Here is a 14,299-nt window from a genome sequence, read left to right as displayed (position 1 = left end):
GCGTTTGAGGACAAAGGGGGCGAGGGGCGCAGCCCCATGTGTGGACGGGAACGGGTAAGGGCGGCGGGGGCGAGAACCTCCCCCGGTTCGTATATTCGGCGGGGTACGCCGACAAACACCCGCCAACCCCCGGAGGGCCCCGTGGAGATCCTCGCCTTCGGCGTCCAGGCCGACGAGAAGCCCCTCCTCGAAGAGGCTTTCCGGGCGGAGGGCCACCACGGCGTCCGCTGCCTGGACGTCTTCCTCAACGAGGACACCGCCCCCATCGCCGCCGGCTACGAGACCGTCTCCACCAGCGTCAACTGCGAACTGGGCGGCCCCGTCCTGCAGACCCTCACGACCGGCGGCACCCAGCTGGTCGCCCAGCGCTCGACGGGCTTCAACAACATCGACCTCCAGGTCGCCGAACGCCTCGGCATGACGGTCGCCCGGGTCTCGTACTACTCGCCGCACTCCGTCGCGGAGTTCGCCTGGACCCTCGCGACGGCCGTCAACCGCCGCATCGTCCGCGCCTCCAACCGCACGCGTGACTTCGACTTCCGGCTCGACGGGCTGATGGGCCGCGACATGCACGGGCGCACCGCGGGCATCCTCGGCACCGGCAAGATCGGCGAGGCGTTCACCCGTATCGCCCATGGCTTCGGGATGAATCTCCTCGGCTGGGACGCCGCCGAGAATCCCGCCTGCGTGGAGCTGGGCATGGAGTACGTCCCCAAGGAGCGGCTCCTCGCCGAGTCCGACCTCGTCAGCCTGCACGTACCGCTGCTGCCGGAGACCGAGCATCTGATCGACGCCGCCGCCCTGCGCACGATGAAGGACGACGCGGTCCTGGTGAACTCCAGCCGCGGAGGCCTCATCGACAGCCGGGCCCTGGTCGCCGAACTGCGCGCCGGCCGCTTCACCGGCGTCGGCCTCGACGTGTACGAGGCCGAGGCCGGGCTGTTCTTCCTCGACAAGTCACTCGAAGTGGTGGACGACGACACCCTGGCCCGCCTGGTCACGTTCCCGAACGTCGTCGTCACCTCCCACCAGGCGTACTACACGGTGGACGCGGTCGGCCAGATCATCGAGACCACCGTGCGCAACGTCCTCGACTACCTGGCGGGCCGCCGCTCCGAGAACGTGCTGGTGCCCGCCCCGGCGCGCACCTGAATCAGCAGCTCCCGTACGACGTCCGTGCCGCGCAGCGTCAGCACCGACTCGGGGTGGAACTGCACCCCGGCGAAGCCCGGCCCGCGCAGCGCGTGCACCTCCTGGCCCCGGCTTCTGGCGACCTCCACGCCGTGCGCCGCCAGCTCCAGCGCGGCCTCGTCGTCGCAGCGCGCCACGAAGCTGTTGTAGAAGCCGACGGTCTCGGTCCGCCCGAACAGTTCGATGTCCGTCTGGGCGCCCTGGTACGGGATCTCCTTGCGCACGGTCTCCAGGCCCAGCTCCCCCGCGATCAGCTCATGGCCCAGGCACACACCCAGCACCCCGTACCGGTGCCCGCGCAGCACCTCCGCGGTGAGGCCGCGCAGGAAGGCCATCTTCGGGTCCGCCAGGTCGGACGGATCGCCGGGGCCGGGACCCAGCACCAGCGGGCCCTCATGGGCGAGGACGGCCTCCCGCAGGCCCTCCTCGTCGTACCGCCGCACGGTCACCGTCAGACCGGACGAGCGCAGCAGATGCGCGAGCATCGCCGTGAAGGTGTCCTCCCCGTCCACGACGAGCGCATGGCCCGGCAGTTCGGCGGACGGCTCCTGCATCCGCAGCCAGAACGGTGCCAGCGAGGCCCGCCGGCCGTCGAGCGCGGCCCGCACCCGCGGTTCGTCCGCGAGGTGCGCCCGCGCCTCTTCCCCGCCCGGCCGCCCGGGGCGTACGCCGAGAGCGGCCAGTACGCCCGCCGCCTTCGCGTGCGTCTCCGCGACCTCGCCCGCCGGATCCGACCCGCGCACGAGCGTCGCGCCCACCGGTACGCGCAGCCGTCCGCCGCCGTCGATGTCGGCGGTCCGGATGAGGATGGGGGAGTCGAGGGTCTGGGCGCCGCCCGAGTCGCGTCCGATGAGGGCGAGGGCCCCGGCGTAGTAGCCGCGTCCGCCGACCTCGTGCCGCTCGATCACCCGGCAGGCGTTCTGCACCGGCGACCCGGTGACGGTCGCGGCGAACATGGTCTCCTTCAGCACCTCGCGCACGTCCAGCGACGACCTGCCCCGCAGCTCGTACTCGGTGTGTGCGAGATGGGCCATCTCCTTGAGCCGCGGCCCGATCACGACCCCGCCCATGTCGCCGACCGTGCACATCATCTTGAGTTCCTCGTCGACGACCATCGAGAGCTCCTCGATCTCCTTGCCGTCGGCCAGGAACTCCAGCAGGTCCTCGGGCGTCGGCCCCTCGGCGGGATAGCGGTACGTGCCACTGATGGGGTTCATCACGACGGTCCCGCCGGACATCCGCACATGCACCTCGGGGCTCGCGCCGACGAGCGTGCGCTCCCCGGTGTGCACGACGAACGTCCAGTACGCCCCCCGCTCGCCCACCAGCAGCCGCCGGAAGAGCGCCAGCGCGTCGGCCCGTCCGAACCCGGGGACCGTCCCCTCGTACGTCCGCCGGATGACGAAGTTCGCGCCCTCGCCCCGCCCGATCTCCTCCCGCAGCACCCGCCCGACGATCTCCGCGTACTCCTCGTCCGCGACGTCGAAGCCACCGTCCTCGACCCGTACGTCGTGCGCGGGCAGCTCCGCCAGGACCTGCTCCAGGGAGAACTCGTACGACTCCTCCGGGACGAGCACCGAGAGGGGAGTGCCGTCGTCGTGGACGTCGAAGCCGCGCTCGCGGATCTGGCGGAACGGGACGAGGGCGAGCCCCTCGGGGAGATCGGCCAGCCGCTCGTGCTCGGTGACGGGGCCGAGCAGCACCTCGACGGTGTCGGCCTGGTCGGCGGGGCGGCCCGGTGTGCGGCGGCGCAGCAGGGCGAACGGGCGGGGATCGTCCAGCAGATCGAGCAGGTTCATGGTCCCTGTTCCTTCTCGGCGTCTCGGCTTCTCGGCGGATGAGGTGGGCGAGAGGTCGTGAGGAACGGTTCCGGTCGCGAAAACACCGAAGGCCGCCCCTCGGGCGGCCTTCGCGAAGTCCTGCGTACGCGCAGTCAGTGGGCCGCCGGGTGAGCGGTCCACCACCAGTTCTGGTTCTGGGTCGAGTGCGCGAACATGCGCCGCACCCTACCCCACGCCTGATCCGTGTGGGGTCCACGTCGGGTCCGCAACGGATCTTCGCCGGATCCGCGGCCGGGTGGCCGGTTCACGGCGCTTCGATCGAGCACGATCCGTCTCAATTGATGAGCATGGGGAGGGATGCCCGACACGACCCCGTAATGTTGACGCCGTGACCGTGAACGCTAAGTCCAGCGCGAGCGCTGGCAACACCTGGCGAGACCTGCCCGCGGCGCAGCAGCCCGAGTACCCCGATGCCGAGGCTCTGCGCGAAGTGATCGCGGACCTTGAGTCGTATCCGCCGCTCGTCTTCGCCGGCGAGTGCGACCAGCTGCGCGCCCGGTTGGGAGCAGTCGCCAAGGGCGAGGCGTTCCTTCTCCAGGGCGGCGACTGCGCCGAGGCCTTCGACGCCGTGTCCGCCGACCACATCCGCAACAAGCTCAAGACCCTCCTCCAGATGGGTGCGGTCCTCACGTACGCGGCGTCCGTGCCGGTCGTGAAGGTCGGCCGGATCGCCGGCCAGTACTCCAAGCCGCGCTCCAAGAACACCGAGACCCGCGACGGCGTGACCCTGCCGACCTACCGCGGCGACTCGGTCAACGGCTTCGACTTCAACGAGAAGGCCCGGATCCCGGACCCCGAGCGGCTGAAGCGGATGTACAACGCCTCCGCCTCCACGCTCAACCTGGTCCGCGCCTTCACCACCGGCGGCTACGCCGACCTGCGCCAGGTGCACGCCTGGAACCAGGACTTCGTACGGACCTCGCCGTCCGGCCAGCGCTACGAGCAGCTGGCGCGCGAGATCGACCAGGCGCTGCACTTCATGAACGCCTGCGGGGCCGACCCGGAGGAGTTCAAGACCGTCGAGTTCTACGCCTCCCACGAGGCGCTGCTCCTCGACTACGAGTCGGCGCTGACCAGGGTCGACTCCCGCACCGGGCACCTGTACGACGTCTCCGGACACATGGTGTGGATCGGTGAGCGCACCCGGCAGCTCGACGGCGCGCACATCGAGTTCGCCTCGAAGATCCGCAACCCGATCGGGATCAAGCTGGGCCCGACGACCACGGCCGAGGACGCGCTGCAGTACATCGAGCGGCTCGACCCGGAGCGCGAGCCGGGCCGGCTGACCTTCATCGTCCGGATGGGCGCCGACAAGGTCCGCGACAAGCTCCCCGAGCTGGTCGAGAAGGTCACCGCCTCGGGCGCGACCGTCGCCTGGATCACCGACCCGATGCACGGCAACACCTACGAGGCGGCCTCCGGTCACAAGACCCGGCGCTTCGACGACGTGCTCGACGAGGTCAAGGGCTTCTTCGAGGTCCACAAGGGCCTCGGCACGCACCCGGGCGGCATCCACGTCGAGCTCACCGGTGACGACGTCACCGAGTGCGTGGGCGGCGGCGACGAGATCTTCGTCGACGACCTGCACCAGCGCTACGAGACGGCCTGCGACCCCCGGCTGAACCGCAGCCAGTCGCTTGACCTGGCCTTCCTGGTCGCGGAGATGTACCGGGACCAGTAGCGGATCAGCAGCCGTTCCGGCTGTTACCGGCACGCATGGTGGGGCGCGGATCACATACGATCCGCGCCCCATCGCACTTTTGCGGCTCAGACTCGGCGGGTAAGGTTAGGTTAGCCTCACCGATCTTCGGGACGGCACGACCTATCGAATCCCGTCGGGAGGTGGAACCGCGTGTTCGTCTGCAACTGCTTCGGAGTGACCGAGGCGCAGGTCAAGAAGCACGCGGCGGACGGTGCCTGCACCCCCCGGCAGATAGCGTCCGCCTGCAAGGCGGGCACCGACTGCGGTTCCTGTGTCCGGCGCATCCAGGCGCTGCTGGGCCGCGGCGCCCTCCCCGGCCGGGATTCCGTCAAGCAGGACATACCGGCACTCGCGGAAGCGGGCCGCCGGGAGGAGCGGCTGGACGAGGCGGCCTAGGGCCTGTCTCTATCCCGCCGTGACGTCCTGGCGTCCCGGGTCCTAGCTCTCCGGCTGCTCGATGAGCTGCGCGATGTAGAGCGCCTCGCCCAGCTTCTCCACCAGCTCCAGCTGGGTGTCCAGATAGTCGATGTGGTGCTCCTCGTCGGCGAGGATCGACTCGAAGATGTTCGCGGACGTGACGTCGCCCTTGGCCCGCATCACGTCGATACCGCGCCGGAGCCGGTCGATCGCCTCGACCTCGACCTGGCGATCCGCCTGGAACATCTCGGTGACCGTCTGCCCGACCCGGACGTGGAAGAGCCGCTGGTAGTTCGGCAGGCCGTCCAGGAAGAGGATGCGGTCGGTCAGCAGCTCCGCGTGCTTCATCTCGTCGAAGGACTCGTGCCGCGTGTACTTCGCCAGCTTCGTCCAGCCGAAGTTCTCCTGCATCTTCGCGTGCAGGAAGTACTGGTTGATCGCGGTGAGCTCGGCGGTCAGCTGCTCGTTGAGGAATTCGAGAACCTCGGGGTCGCCCTGCATCGCGAAGGCTCCTTTCGGGCGGGGGAACTGGTGGGTTGCGCCGCATGATTGCACCGGCGTTGAAGATCGTCCAGTAAGTGCATGCTTAGTAAGTAAGTACAGGCTTAGTCCCGTTTGTCGCGATTGACCGAGTGGGTACGGACCTGGTCATGTCCACCTTCCCGGGTCTGTCAGGATGGAGTCATGGGTCAGCCGGTGGGTCGTGAATCTGGAGAAGCAGCGCAGTCGGAGCTTCCGCCGGGGCAGCGACTGCAGCGGGGCTGGCCGGTCACGCACTACGGACCCGTACCGAAGTTCCGTCCCGAGCGCTGGGAGTTCAGGATCTTCGGCGGCACCGCCGACGGCGAGAAGTACTGCTGGACCCACGACGAGTTCACCGCACTGCCGTACGCCACGGTCGTGGCCGATCTGCACTGCGTCACGAAGTTCAGCATGATCGGCGCGGAGTGGGGCGGGGTGCCGACCCGGACGATCCTGGAGATCGCCCCGCCGGCGCCCGCCGTCACCCATGTCATGGTCTGGGCGGAGTACGGCTTCAGTTCGAATCTGCGCCTCGACGACTTCGCGTCCGAGCGCTCGATCTTCGCCACCCACAAGGACGGTGAACTGCTCACCGCGGAACACGGCTTCCCGCTGCGTCTCGTCGTGCCGCAGCTGTACGCCTGGAAGGGCCCCAAGTGGGTCCGCGGTGTGGAGTACATGACCGCCGACCGCCGCGGCTTCTGGGAGGAGCGCGGCTATCACAACGTCGGCGACCCCTGGCGCGAGCAGCGCTACTCCTACCAGGAGGAGCCCGGGGACGGCCCCGAACTCTGACCGTCCCGCGTTCCGGCCGTCCCGTGCTCCGGCCGTCCGCGTTCCGCCCGTTCCGCGTTCCGCTGTTTCTCCTGGTCAGTGGTAGTACTGGTGCACCACGGCGTGACCCTTGCCGCGACCGATCATCCACTTGTTGACCGGCGTCGTGACCACGAACGCGGCGGCCAGCGCGATCGCCAGCACCCACCAGAACAGCGCGTCCCCGAGCCCGGCGTCCATCGCGCCCGGCCAGAAGGCGATCACGCCGTTGTCGATCAGCTCCATCACGGCGATGGAGAGCGTGTCCGCGGCGAACGCGACCCGGATCGCGGCCCTGAGGTCCACGCCCGCCTTCAGGACGCCGCGCAGTGTGAGCGCGTACCCGAAGAAGAAGGCCAGGGTGATCGCCAGGACGAGCGTCGGCACGGAACCCCAGCCGAGCGCGGTGCCGATCACCATGCCGAGCACCTCGCCGACGGCGCACCCGGTGAGGCAGTGCAGGGTGGCTCGGGCGGCCGTGGACCAGCTCGTGTGCGGATGTCCGCCGTGCTGCATCAGGACCCCCAGCGGTGCGTGACGGTTTCTGTTCCGGAGTCGGAACCGTATACCCCCTGGGGGTACTCCCTCAAGAGGCTTCACCCGGCGGGGTGCGGGCCGGGGTGGGTCCGCTCAGCCGTCCCTGAGCTTCTTCAGGCGCTCCACGTCCGCCGCGTGGCCCTCCTTGCCGCCGGGTGTCTCGATGACCAGCGGTACGCCCTCGGTGGCGGGGTGGGTCATCAGGGCGCGGAACGGGTCCTCGCCGATGTGACCGGCGCCGATGTTCTCGTGGCGGTCCTTGTGGGCGCCGGCCACGTCCTTGGAGTCGTTGGCGTGGATCAGCTTCAGTCGGCCCTCGCCGACCGTGTCCACCAGCAGATCGAGCGTCTGGTGCATTCCGCTGGGCCCGGTCAGGTCGTGGCCCGCGGCGAAGATGTGGCACGTGTCCAGGCAGACACCCAGCTTGGGATGGGCGTCGAGCGCCTCGAAGTACGGCCCGAAGTCCCAGGTCCGCGAGCAGAGCGAGGAACCCTGGCCGGCCGTCGACTCCAGCAGCAGGAACGGGTCGTCGTCGTGGGTCAGCTCGTCCAGCAGCGGCAGCAGACGTTCGCGCACCTGTCGGAGCGCCACCGAGCGCTCCCGGCCGCCGGTCGCCGAGCCCGTGTGCACGACCACGCCCAGCGCCCCGATCGCCCGCCCCCGCCGCAGCGAGTGCCGCAGCGACTCCACCGACTTCTCCACGGTCGCCTCGGTGTGCGAGCCGAAGTTGATCAGATAGGGCGCGTGGACGTACGCGGGGACGGACTCCTCGGCGCAGGCGGCGCGGAACTGCTCGTCCTGGGCCGGGTTGCCGGGCGGCGTCGCCCAGCCGCGCGGGTTGGCGACGAAGACCTGGACGGTCTCCGCGGCCAGCTCACGCGCGTACGAGAGGCCTACGGAGGCGAGGCCTCCGGCGACGGGGACATGGCCGCCGACGGGGTTGCGGGACTGCTGAGTGCTCACCCGCCAAGGGTGTCACGCGGTCCCGGCGGCCCGGTCGGCGGCCATGTCCCCACAAAGCCCTGCCCTGAAGCCCGGACACCCGGCTGCTCAGCGGATCTTGATGGTGATCTTCGAGCCCTTGGGCGCCTTCTCGCCGCCCTCGGTCGACTGGCTGTCGACCGTGTCTCCGAAGAGACCGAGCAGACCGCGGTCCTCCTCGACCTCGAAGCCGGCGTCCTCCAGTTCCTGCTTGGCGTCGTCGACGCTGTCGCCCACGACGTCCGGGACCTCGACCAGCGGCGGGCCCTTGGAGACCGTCAGCTTGACGGTGTCGCCCCGGGCCACCTGCTTGTCGGCGGCGGGCGTCTGCTCGGCGACCGTACCGGCGTCGAAGTCGGAGGTGATCCGTCCGGAGACGACCTCGACCGTCAGGCCCGCGTCCTCCAGCTCCTGCCGGGCGTCGTCCACGTCGTCGCCGAGCACGTCGGGCACGTCCACCGGGCTGCCCTTGCTGACGACGAGCGCGATCGCCGAACCGCCGCGGCGCTCGGTGCCCGCCCCCGGCTTCGTACCGATCACGAAGCCCGCGGTGACGTCCTCGCTGAAGGACTTGGTGACCATGCCCGGCGCGAGGCCCTCCTTCTTCAGCCGCTCCCTGGCCTTGTCGAGCGCGTAGCCCTTGAGGTCCGGGACCCGCACGGTGTTGGGGCCCTTGGAGATCGTCAGGGTCACGGAGCCGTTGTCGCGGATCCGGGTGGTGGGCTTCGGGTCGGTGTTGATGACCCTGCCGAGCTTGACGGTGTCGCTGTACGCCTTCTTCGTCTTCACGCCGAGGCCGGCGCCCTCGATGCTCTTCCTGGCCTGCGCCTCCGTCTTGTCGAGCACCGCGGGGACCTCGGTGAACTGACCGGAGTTGATGTACCAGACCCCCGCGCCGACACCGAGGACCAGCAGCACCGCGGCGACGATCGCGAGCACACCCCGGCGGGGTGCCCTCGTGCGGACGCGCCGCGGCGGCTCGGGCGGCGGGGACGGCAGGAAGCTCGTGCGGTGCAGCTCCGCGTCGTCCTCGTTCACCGGCAGCAGCCGGGGCACGGACAGCGAGCGCGGGATCACGCTCGTACGGTTGTCGGCGCCGGACCGGTCCCCGGCGAGGGCGCCCGGGGGCACGGCGTCCAGCTGGTCGTCGTTCAGGGCGGTGCGCGCGTCCAGGGTCTGGGCGAGCAGCGCCACCGCGTCGTACGGGCGGACCCCGGGGTTGCGCGCGGTCGCCGAGGTGACCAGCTCGTCGAGTTCGTAGGCGAGGCCCGGCACGAGCGCCGACGGCGCGGGCACGTCCTCGTGGAGGTGTTTGTAGAGCACCGCGGCGGGTGAGTCGCCCGAGTGCGGACGGTCGCCGGTCAGCATCTCGAAGAGGAGGATGCCGCACGCGTACACGTCCACGCGGGGGTCGGCCGTGCCGTGTTCTATCTGCTCCGGCGCGAGATACGACACCGTGCCCAGGATGGCGCCCGTCGTGTGGGTGACCGTGTCCACGGCCCGTACGAGACCGAAGTCCGCGACCTTCACCCGGCCGTCGTCCCCTATCAGGACGTTCTCCGGCTTCATGTCGCGGTGCACGAACCCGGCGCGGTGCGCGGCACCGAGCGCGGCGAGGACCGGCTCCAGGATGTCCAGCGCGGCCCGCGGCTGGAGCGCCCCGCGCTCGCGCAGTACGTCACGAAGGGTGCATCCGGCCACGTACTCCATCGCCAGATAGACGTACGGGCCGTCGGTCCCCTGGTCGAAGACCTGCACCACGTTCGGATGGGCGAGCCTGGCCACCGACTTGGCCTCGCGGATGAAACGGTCGACGAACGAGGCGTCGGCCGCCAGGGTCGGATGCATCACCTTGAGCGCGAGCACCCGGTCGAGACGGGTGTCCACGGCCCGGTAGACCGTGGCCATCCCGCCGACCGCGATGCGGGCGTCGACGCGATACCGACCGTCGAGCACATGCCCGACCAAGGGGTCTTGAAGGGTCGTATCCACGCAGGTGAGTGTACGAGCCACCACTGACGGAGCCGCCCGTGCGGGCGATTCCGGGGCGGTACTGAAGCCGAGCTGTGACGCACCTCGCACGCCGGCCGGCGCGGTACGGCGTACACATTCGGTACGGATTCGGACACGCGTTCCGGCCAAAGTCCGGAAAGCCAGAGAGAACCCCAGGAAGCGTCAGAAAGCGGGGCGTTCCGGGTCGAGTCGCGCGATTCCGTCCGACGGGGACGAGGCCTGTGCGAAGTGGCGGCGCGGAATGCGCCCCGCCCGGTACGCGAGGCGCCCGGCCTCGACCGCGTGCCGCATGCCCTCCGCCATGAGGACCGGCTCCTGCGCCCGGGTCACCGCCGAGGCGAGCATCACCCCGGCGCACCCCAGTTCCATGGCGAGCGCCGCGTCCGACGCCGTACCCGCTCCCGCGTCCAGGATCACCGGCACGCGCGCGTGCTCCACGATCAGCTGGAAGTTGTGCGGGTTGCGGATCCCGAGCCCCGACCCGATGGGCGACCCGAGCGGCATGATCGCGGCGCAGCCCACGTCCTCCAGTTTCCGGGCGAGGACCGGGTCGTCGTTCGTGTACGGCAGGACCGTGAAGCCGTCGTCGACGAGGGTCTCGGCGGCGTCGAGCAGCTCGATGGGGTCGGGCAGCAGGGTGCGCTCGTCGGCGATGACCTCCAGTTTGACGAGGTCCGTGCCGAGCGCCTCGCGCGCGAGGCGGGCCGTCAGGACGGCCTCCCCGGCGGTGAAACAGCCCGCGGTGTTGGGCAGTACGCGGATGCCGAGCCGGCCGAGCACGGACAGGACCGAGCCGTGCGACCCGGGGCTCACGCGCCGCATGGCGACCGTCGTCAGCTCCGTGCCGGACGCGACGAGCGAGCGTTCGAGCACGTCGAGGCTGGGGGCACCGCCGGTGCCCATGATCAGCCGGGACGTGTAGGACGTACCGCCGAGGACGAAGGGGTCGTCGGCCATGGTCAGCCTCCTTGGACGGCGGTGAGTACTTCGACGCGGTCTCCCTCGCGCAGGAGGGTCGCCGGCCACTGCGTGCGCGGCACGACGGTCTCGTTGAGCGCGGCGGCGACACCGGAGGGGGCCGCGCAGAGAGCGGTCACGAGGGTGTCGAGGGCGGTGTCGGCGGCGAGTTCCCGCCGTTCCCCGTTGACGAGGACGGTCACGCTCATGCGGGCTGCTCCGTGAGTGCGGCGGCGTCGAACCGGTCCGGGGTGAACGGGAGCGCCACTTCCGGGAGTTCACCGGTGGTCAGGGCGTGCGCCAGGGCGTCGCCGGTGACCGGGGTGAGCAGCACGCCGTTGCGGTGGTGGCCGGTCGCGAGGAGCAGCCCGGGAAGCCGGGTGGGACCGAGCAGGGGCGCGTTGTCGGGGGAGCCGGGGCGCAGTCCGGCACGCGTTTCGGTGAGCGGCAGCTCGGTGATGCCGGGGACGAGTTCGTGGGCGTCCCGCAGCAGCTCGTACACGCCGCCCGCGGTCACCGTGGTGTCCCAGCCCAGCTCCTCGCTGGTCGCGCCGACGACCAGCTCGCCGTTCTCGCGCGGCACCAGGTAGACGTGGCTGCCGCGGACCATGGCACGCACGGTCCGGCTCAGGAAGGGCGCGCCGGGGCCCTTGAACGCGGGGGCGGGCTCCGGCATGGCCAGCCGCAGCACCTGCCCCTTCACGGGCCGTACCGGCGGCAGTACGTCCTCGGGCACACCCGCGAGACGTCCGCTGAGGCTGCCCGCGGCGAGGACGACCTGCCCCGCGGACAGCTCGGTGCCGTCCGTCGTGACGACTCCGGCCGCACGGCCCCCTGCGACGGTCAGGCACTCGGCCCACGTCCGGTGGAAGGTCACCCCGGCCCGTTCGCAGGCCGTGACCAGGGCCGCGGCGAGCCGGCGCGGGTCGATCTGGTGGTCGCCGTCCACCCGCAGTCCGCCGCGCACCCCGGGCGCGAGCATCGGCTCCAGGCGGCGGCACTCGCGGCCGCTCAGCCACTCCGACTCCAGGCCCGACCGGCTCTGCAGGGCGTGCAGTTCGCGCAGATGGGCGCGGTCGTCGGCGTCGAGCGCGACGGTCAGCGTGCCGCACCTGCGGTGGCCGAGATCCTGGCCGGACGCCTCGGTCAGTTCCGCGACGAAGTCCGGATAACGCTCCGCCGAGGCCAGGTTGAGGCCGAGCAGGGTCTCCTCGCCGTAGTGCAGCTCGGTGACGGCGGCCAGCATGCCGGCCGCGACCTGCGCGGCGCCGCCGCCCGGTTCGGGATCCACCAGCGCGGTCGTCAGCCCGCGCTGCGCGGCCCGCCAGGCGGTGACCAGACCGATGATCCCGCCTCCGACGACCAGAACGTCGGTGGTCGGGGTGCTCGGGGGTGCTTGCGGTGTACGCGACATGGGCGTCCAGCCCCTCCCTTCGCCGGCATGACCCGGATCAGGTTCGTACGGTCGGAGGCCGTCCCAGCCTCCCTCTCAGCCCGGTACGCCCGGGCTCCCGCGAGTGCTTTACGTTGGCCACCCTAGCTCTTCGTCCCGCACCCCAGTAGGGAGCCTCACGGCATGGCCCGCTCGCTCGACGGACTCGTTCTCGCCCCGGTGGCCGACCAGGCACCGGGTCAGGTGGGTACGCGCACCCGGTTCGCGTACCGCGAGCGGGACGGCGTGATCTGGGCCGACTACACGGGCGGTGACGTCCTACGCGGTCATCTCGTCGGCACCCGCGAGGGCGACCGGCTCGACTTCCGGTACGTACAGCTGAAGACGGACGGAACCACCTCCTCCGGGCACTGTGCGTCGCAGGTCGGCGAGACCCCCGACGGCCGGGTGCGGCTGGCGGAGACCTGGGAGTGGGAGTCCCAGGAGGGCAGCGGGACGAGTGTGGTCGAAGAGGTCACCCTCGGCTGACGCCGTGATCCGGCGGTGTGCAACAGCTCACCGACCGCGCACCTGACCGACGATTTCACCGACTGTCTATGGTGACCGGGTGAGCGAGCTGACACAGGAACCGGGCCCGGCGGCGCGCGTACGCGTCGTGATCGTCGGCGCCGGCATGGCAGGGGTCCAGACCGCCGTCGCCCTGCGGGAACAGGGCTTTGCCGGCAGCGTGACCCTGATCGGCGCGGAACCCCACCAGCCGTACGACCGGCCGCCGCTGTCCAAGGCCGTACTGCTCGGCAAGGCCGAGGGATCCGCCTTCGACGTCGACTTCGAGACCCTCGACGTGGAACTGCGCCTGGGCCTCGAAGCGACCGGCGTCCGCCCCGACGCCCGCGAACTCGACACGGCCGAGGGGCACGTCCCGTACGACGTCCTGGTCGTCGCCACCGGAGCGGAACCCGTCCGGCTGCCGGGCGCCGAGGGCGTGCCCGGAGTCCATCTGCTGCGCACCCTCGACGACGCCGAACGGCTGCGGCCCGTCCTCGCCCGGCAGCACGACATCGTGGTGGTGGGCGCCGGGTGGATCGGCGCGGAGTTCGCCACCGCGGCGCGTGAGGCGGGGTGCTCGGTGACCGTCGTCGAGGCCGCCGGCCGGCCGCTCGTGGGCGCGCTGCCCGAGGAGGTGGCCGCGCCCATGACCGCCTGGTACGCGGACAGCGGGGCGTCGCTGCGCACCCACGCGCGCGTGGAGCGCGTCGAGCCCGGCGCGGTGGTGCTCGACGACGGCTCGCGGCTGCCCGCGGGTGCCGTGGTCGTCGGGATCGGGGCGCGGCCCGCCACGTCCTGGCTGGCCGGGTCGGGGATCGAACTCGGCGCCCACCGGGAGGTCGTCGCGGACGACCATCTGCGCACCTCCCTGCCGGACGTGTACGCGGTCGGCGACTGCGCGTCGTTCCCGTCGGGCCGGTACGGGGAGCGGCTGCTGGTCCACCACTGGGACAACGCGCTCCAGGGGCCGCGCACGGTCGCGGCGAACATCGTGGGGGAGACGCCCACGCCGTACGACCCGGTGCCGTACTTCTGGTCCGAGCAGTTCGGCCGCTTCGTCCAGTACGCGGGGCATCACGGGGCGGCCGACGCGCTGCTCTGGCGGGGGGATCCGGCGGGGCCCTCCTGGTCGGTGTGCTGGCTCCGGGAGGGGCGGCTGGTGGCGGTCCTGGCGGTGGGTCGGCCGCGGGACCTTGCGCAGGGGCGCCGGCTGATCGAGTCCGGCACCCGAATGGACCCGACACTCCTGACGGACCCGTCACGCCCCTTGAAGGGGGCGGCGCTCTAGCGGCCGTTCTTCGCCTGCGGCCCCGGTGGGGGCGGGCGGCGCAGTTCCCCGCGCCCCTGAAAGGCGGGGCTGCGCCCCAGCCTTTCGTTTTTAGG

15 protein-coding genes and 1 riboswitch are annotated in these 14,299 nt (G+C 71.1%); of the genes, 6 read left to right on the top strand and 9 right to left on the bottom strand.

Annotation, left to right across the window (positions count from 1 at the left end):
• The first annotated feature begins 141 nt into the window (after positions 1 to 141).
• Positions 142 to 1,152, top strand: coding sequence for a 2-hydroxyacid dehydrogenase (locus ACFVH5_RS40800; protein ID WP_385838736.1), 1,011 nt, complete (start codon positions 142 to 144; stop codon positions 1,150 to 1,152).
• Here ACFVH5_RS40800 and ACFVH5_RS40795 read toward each other — a convergent pair.
• The gene (locus tag ACFVH5_RS40795; RefSeq protein ID WP_385838735.1) at positions 1,095 to 2,990 is read right to left on the bottom strand and encodes an anthranilate synthase family protein; all 1,896 of its coding nucleotides are present in this window, start codon (positions 2,988 to 2,990) and stop codon (positions 1,095 to 1,097) included. The genes ACFVH5_RS40800 and ACFVH5_RS40795 overlap by 58 nt on opposite strands.
• Before the next feature lie 134 nt (positions 2,991 to 3,124).
• Positions 3,125 to 3,187, bottom strand: coding sequence for a trp operon leader peptide (locus ACFVH5_RS40790; RefSeq protein ID WP_152788727.1), 63 nt, complete (start codon positions 3,185 to 3,187; stop codon positions 3,125 to 3,127).
• 173 nt (positions 3,188 to 3,360) lie between these two features.
• Here ACFVH5_RS40790 and ACFVH5_RS40785 point away from each other — a divergent pair, with 173 nt between their 5' ends.
• The gene (locus ACFVH5_RS40785; protein WP_384809370.1) at positions 3,361 to 4,713 is read left to right on the top strand and encodes a class II 3-deoxy-7-phosphoheptulonate synthase; all 1,353 of its coding nucleotides are present in this window, start codon (positions 3,361 to 3,363) and stop codon (positions 4,711 to 4,713) included.
• 171 nt (positions 4,714 to 4,884) lie between these two features.
• Positions 4,885 to 5,130, top strand: a complete 246-nt coding sequence (locus tag ACFVH5_RS40780) for a bacterioferritin-associated ferredoxin (protein WP_384809368.1) — start codon at positions 4,885 to 4,887, stop codon at positions 5,128 to 5,130.
• A 42-nt stretch (positions 5,131 to 5,172) separates the two neighbouring features.
• On the opposite strand, the gene bfr is transcribed toward ACFVH5_RS40780, so the two are convergent.
• On the bottom strand, positions 5,173 to 5,652 hold the full coding sequence (bfr, locus tag ACFVH5_RS40775; RefSeq protein WP_384809366.1) for a bacterioferritin: 480 nt from the start codon (positions 5,650 to 5,652) through the stop codon (positions 5,173 to 5,175).
• 183 nt (positions 5,653 to 5,835) lie between these two features.
• Here bfr and ACFVH5_RS40770 point away from each other — a divergent pair, with 183 nt between their 5' ends.
• Positions 5,836 to 6,468 carry a sulfite oxidase-like oxidoreductase gene (locus tag ACFVH5_RS40770; RefSeq protein ID WP_384809364.1) on the top strand — a complete coding sequence of 211 codons (633 nt, stop codon included), beginning with the start codon at positions 5,836 to 5,838 and terminating at the stop codon, positions 6,466 to 6,468.
• 75 nt (positions 6,469 to 6,543) lie between these two features.
• On the opposite strand, the gene ACFVH5_RS40765 is transcribed toward ACFVH5_RS40770, so the two are convergent.
• The 6 genes from ACFVH5_RS40765 to thiO all read right to left on the bottom strand — a co-directional run bounded on the left by ACFVH5_RS40765 (position 6,544) and on the right by thiO (position 12,388).
• Positions 6,544 to 7,002 (bottom strand): DUF4396 domain-containing protein, encoded by a 459-nt coding sequence (locus ACFVH5_RS40765; RefSeq protein ID WP_385838733.1) that lies wholly within the window; start codon positions 7,000 to 7,002, stop codon positions 6,544 to 6,546.
• A gap of 114 nt (positions 7,003 to 7,116) precedes the next feature.
• Positions 7,117 to 7,986 (bottom strand): deoxyribonuclease IV, encoded by an 870-nt coding sequence (locus ACFVH5_RS40760; RefSeq protein WP_385838732.1) that lies wholly within the window; start codon positions 7,984 to 7,986, stop codon positions 7,117 to 7,119.
• Between the two features lie 87 nt (positions 7,987 to 8,073).
• Positions 8,074 to 9,996 carry a Stk1 family PASTA domain-containing Ser/Thr kinase gene (pknB, locus tag ACFVH5_RS40755; protein WP_385838731.1) on the bottom strand — a complete coding sequence of 641 codons (1,923 nt, stop codon included), beginning with the start codon at positions 9,994 to 9,996 and terminating at the stop codon, positions 8,074 to 8,076.
• A gap of 183 nt (positions 9,997 to 10,179) precedes the next feature.
• Positions 10,180 to 10,974, bottom strand: coding sequence for a thiazole synthase (locus tag ACFVH5_RS40750; protein WP_385838729.1), 795 nt, complete (start codon positions 10,972 to 10,974; stop codon positions 10,180 to 10,182).
• A gap of 2 nt (positions 10,975 to 10,976) precedes the next feature.
• On the bottom strand, positions 10,977 to 11,183 hold the full coding sequence (gene thiS, locus ACFVH5_RS40745; protein WP_384809356.1) for a sulfur carrier protein ThiS: 207 nt from the start codon (positions 11,181 to 11,183) through the stop codon (positions 10,977 to 10,979).
• Positions 11,180 to 12,388 (bottom strand): glycine oxidase ThiO, encoded by a 1,209-nt coding sequence (gene thiO, locus ACFVH5_RS40740; protein ID WP_385838728.1) that lies wholly within the window; start codon positions 12,386 to 12,388, stop codon positions 11,180 to 11,182. Before thiO ends, thiS begins: the two co-directional genes overlap by 4 nt.
• Positions 12,386 to 12,499, bottom strand: a riboswitch (TPP riboswitch). It overlaps the preceding gene by 3 nt.
• Positions 12,500 to 12,550: 51 nt before the next feature.
• Between thiO and ACFVH5_RS40735 the strand changes: the two genes are divergently transcribed.
• Positions 12,551 to 12,895, top strand: a complete 345-nt coding sequence (locus ACFVH5_RS40735; protein ID WP_385838727.1) for a hypothetical protein — start codon at positions 12,551 to 12,553, stop codon at positions 12,893 to 12,895.
• 79 nt (positions 12,896 to 12,974) lie between these two features.
• Positions 12,975 to 14,204 carry an NAD(P)/FAD-dependent oxidoreductase gene (locus ACFVH5_RS40730; protein ID WP_385838725.1) on the top strand — a complete coding sequence of 410 codons (1,230 nt, stop codon included), beginning with the start codon at positions 12,975 to 12,977 and terminating at the stop codon, positions 14,202 to 14,204.
• Positions 14,205 to 14,299: the final 95 nt, after the last annotated feature.

It is taken from the genome of Streptomyces sp. NPDC127119, assembly GCF_042677425.1.
Lineage (GTDB): Bacteria > Actinomycetota > Actinomycetes > Streptomycetales > Streptomycetaceae > Streptomyces.
Note: the sequence above shows the minus strand (reverse complement) of the source record. Positions and strands in the feature narration are given on the sequence as shown.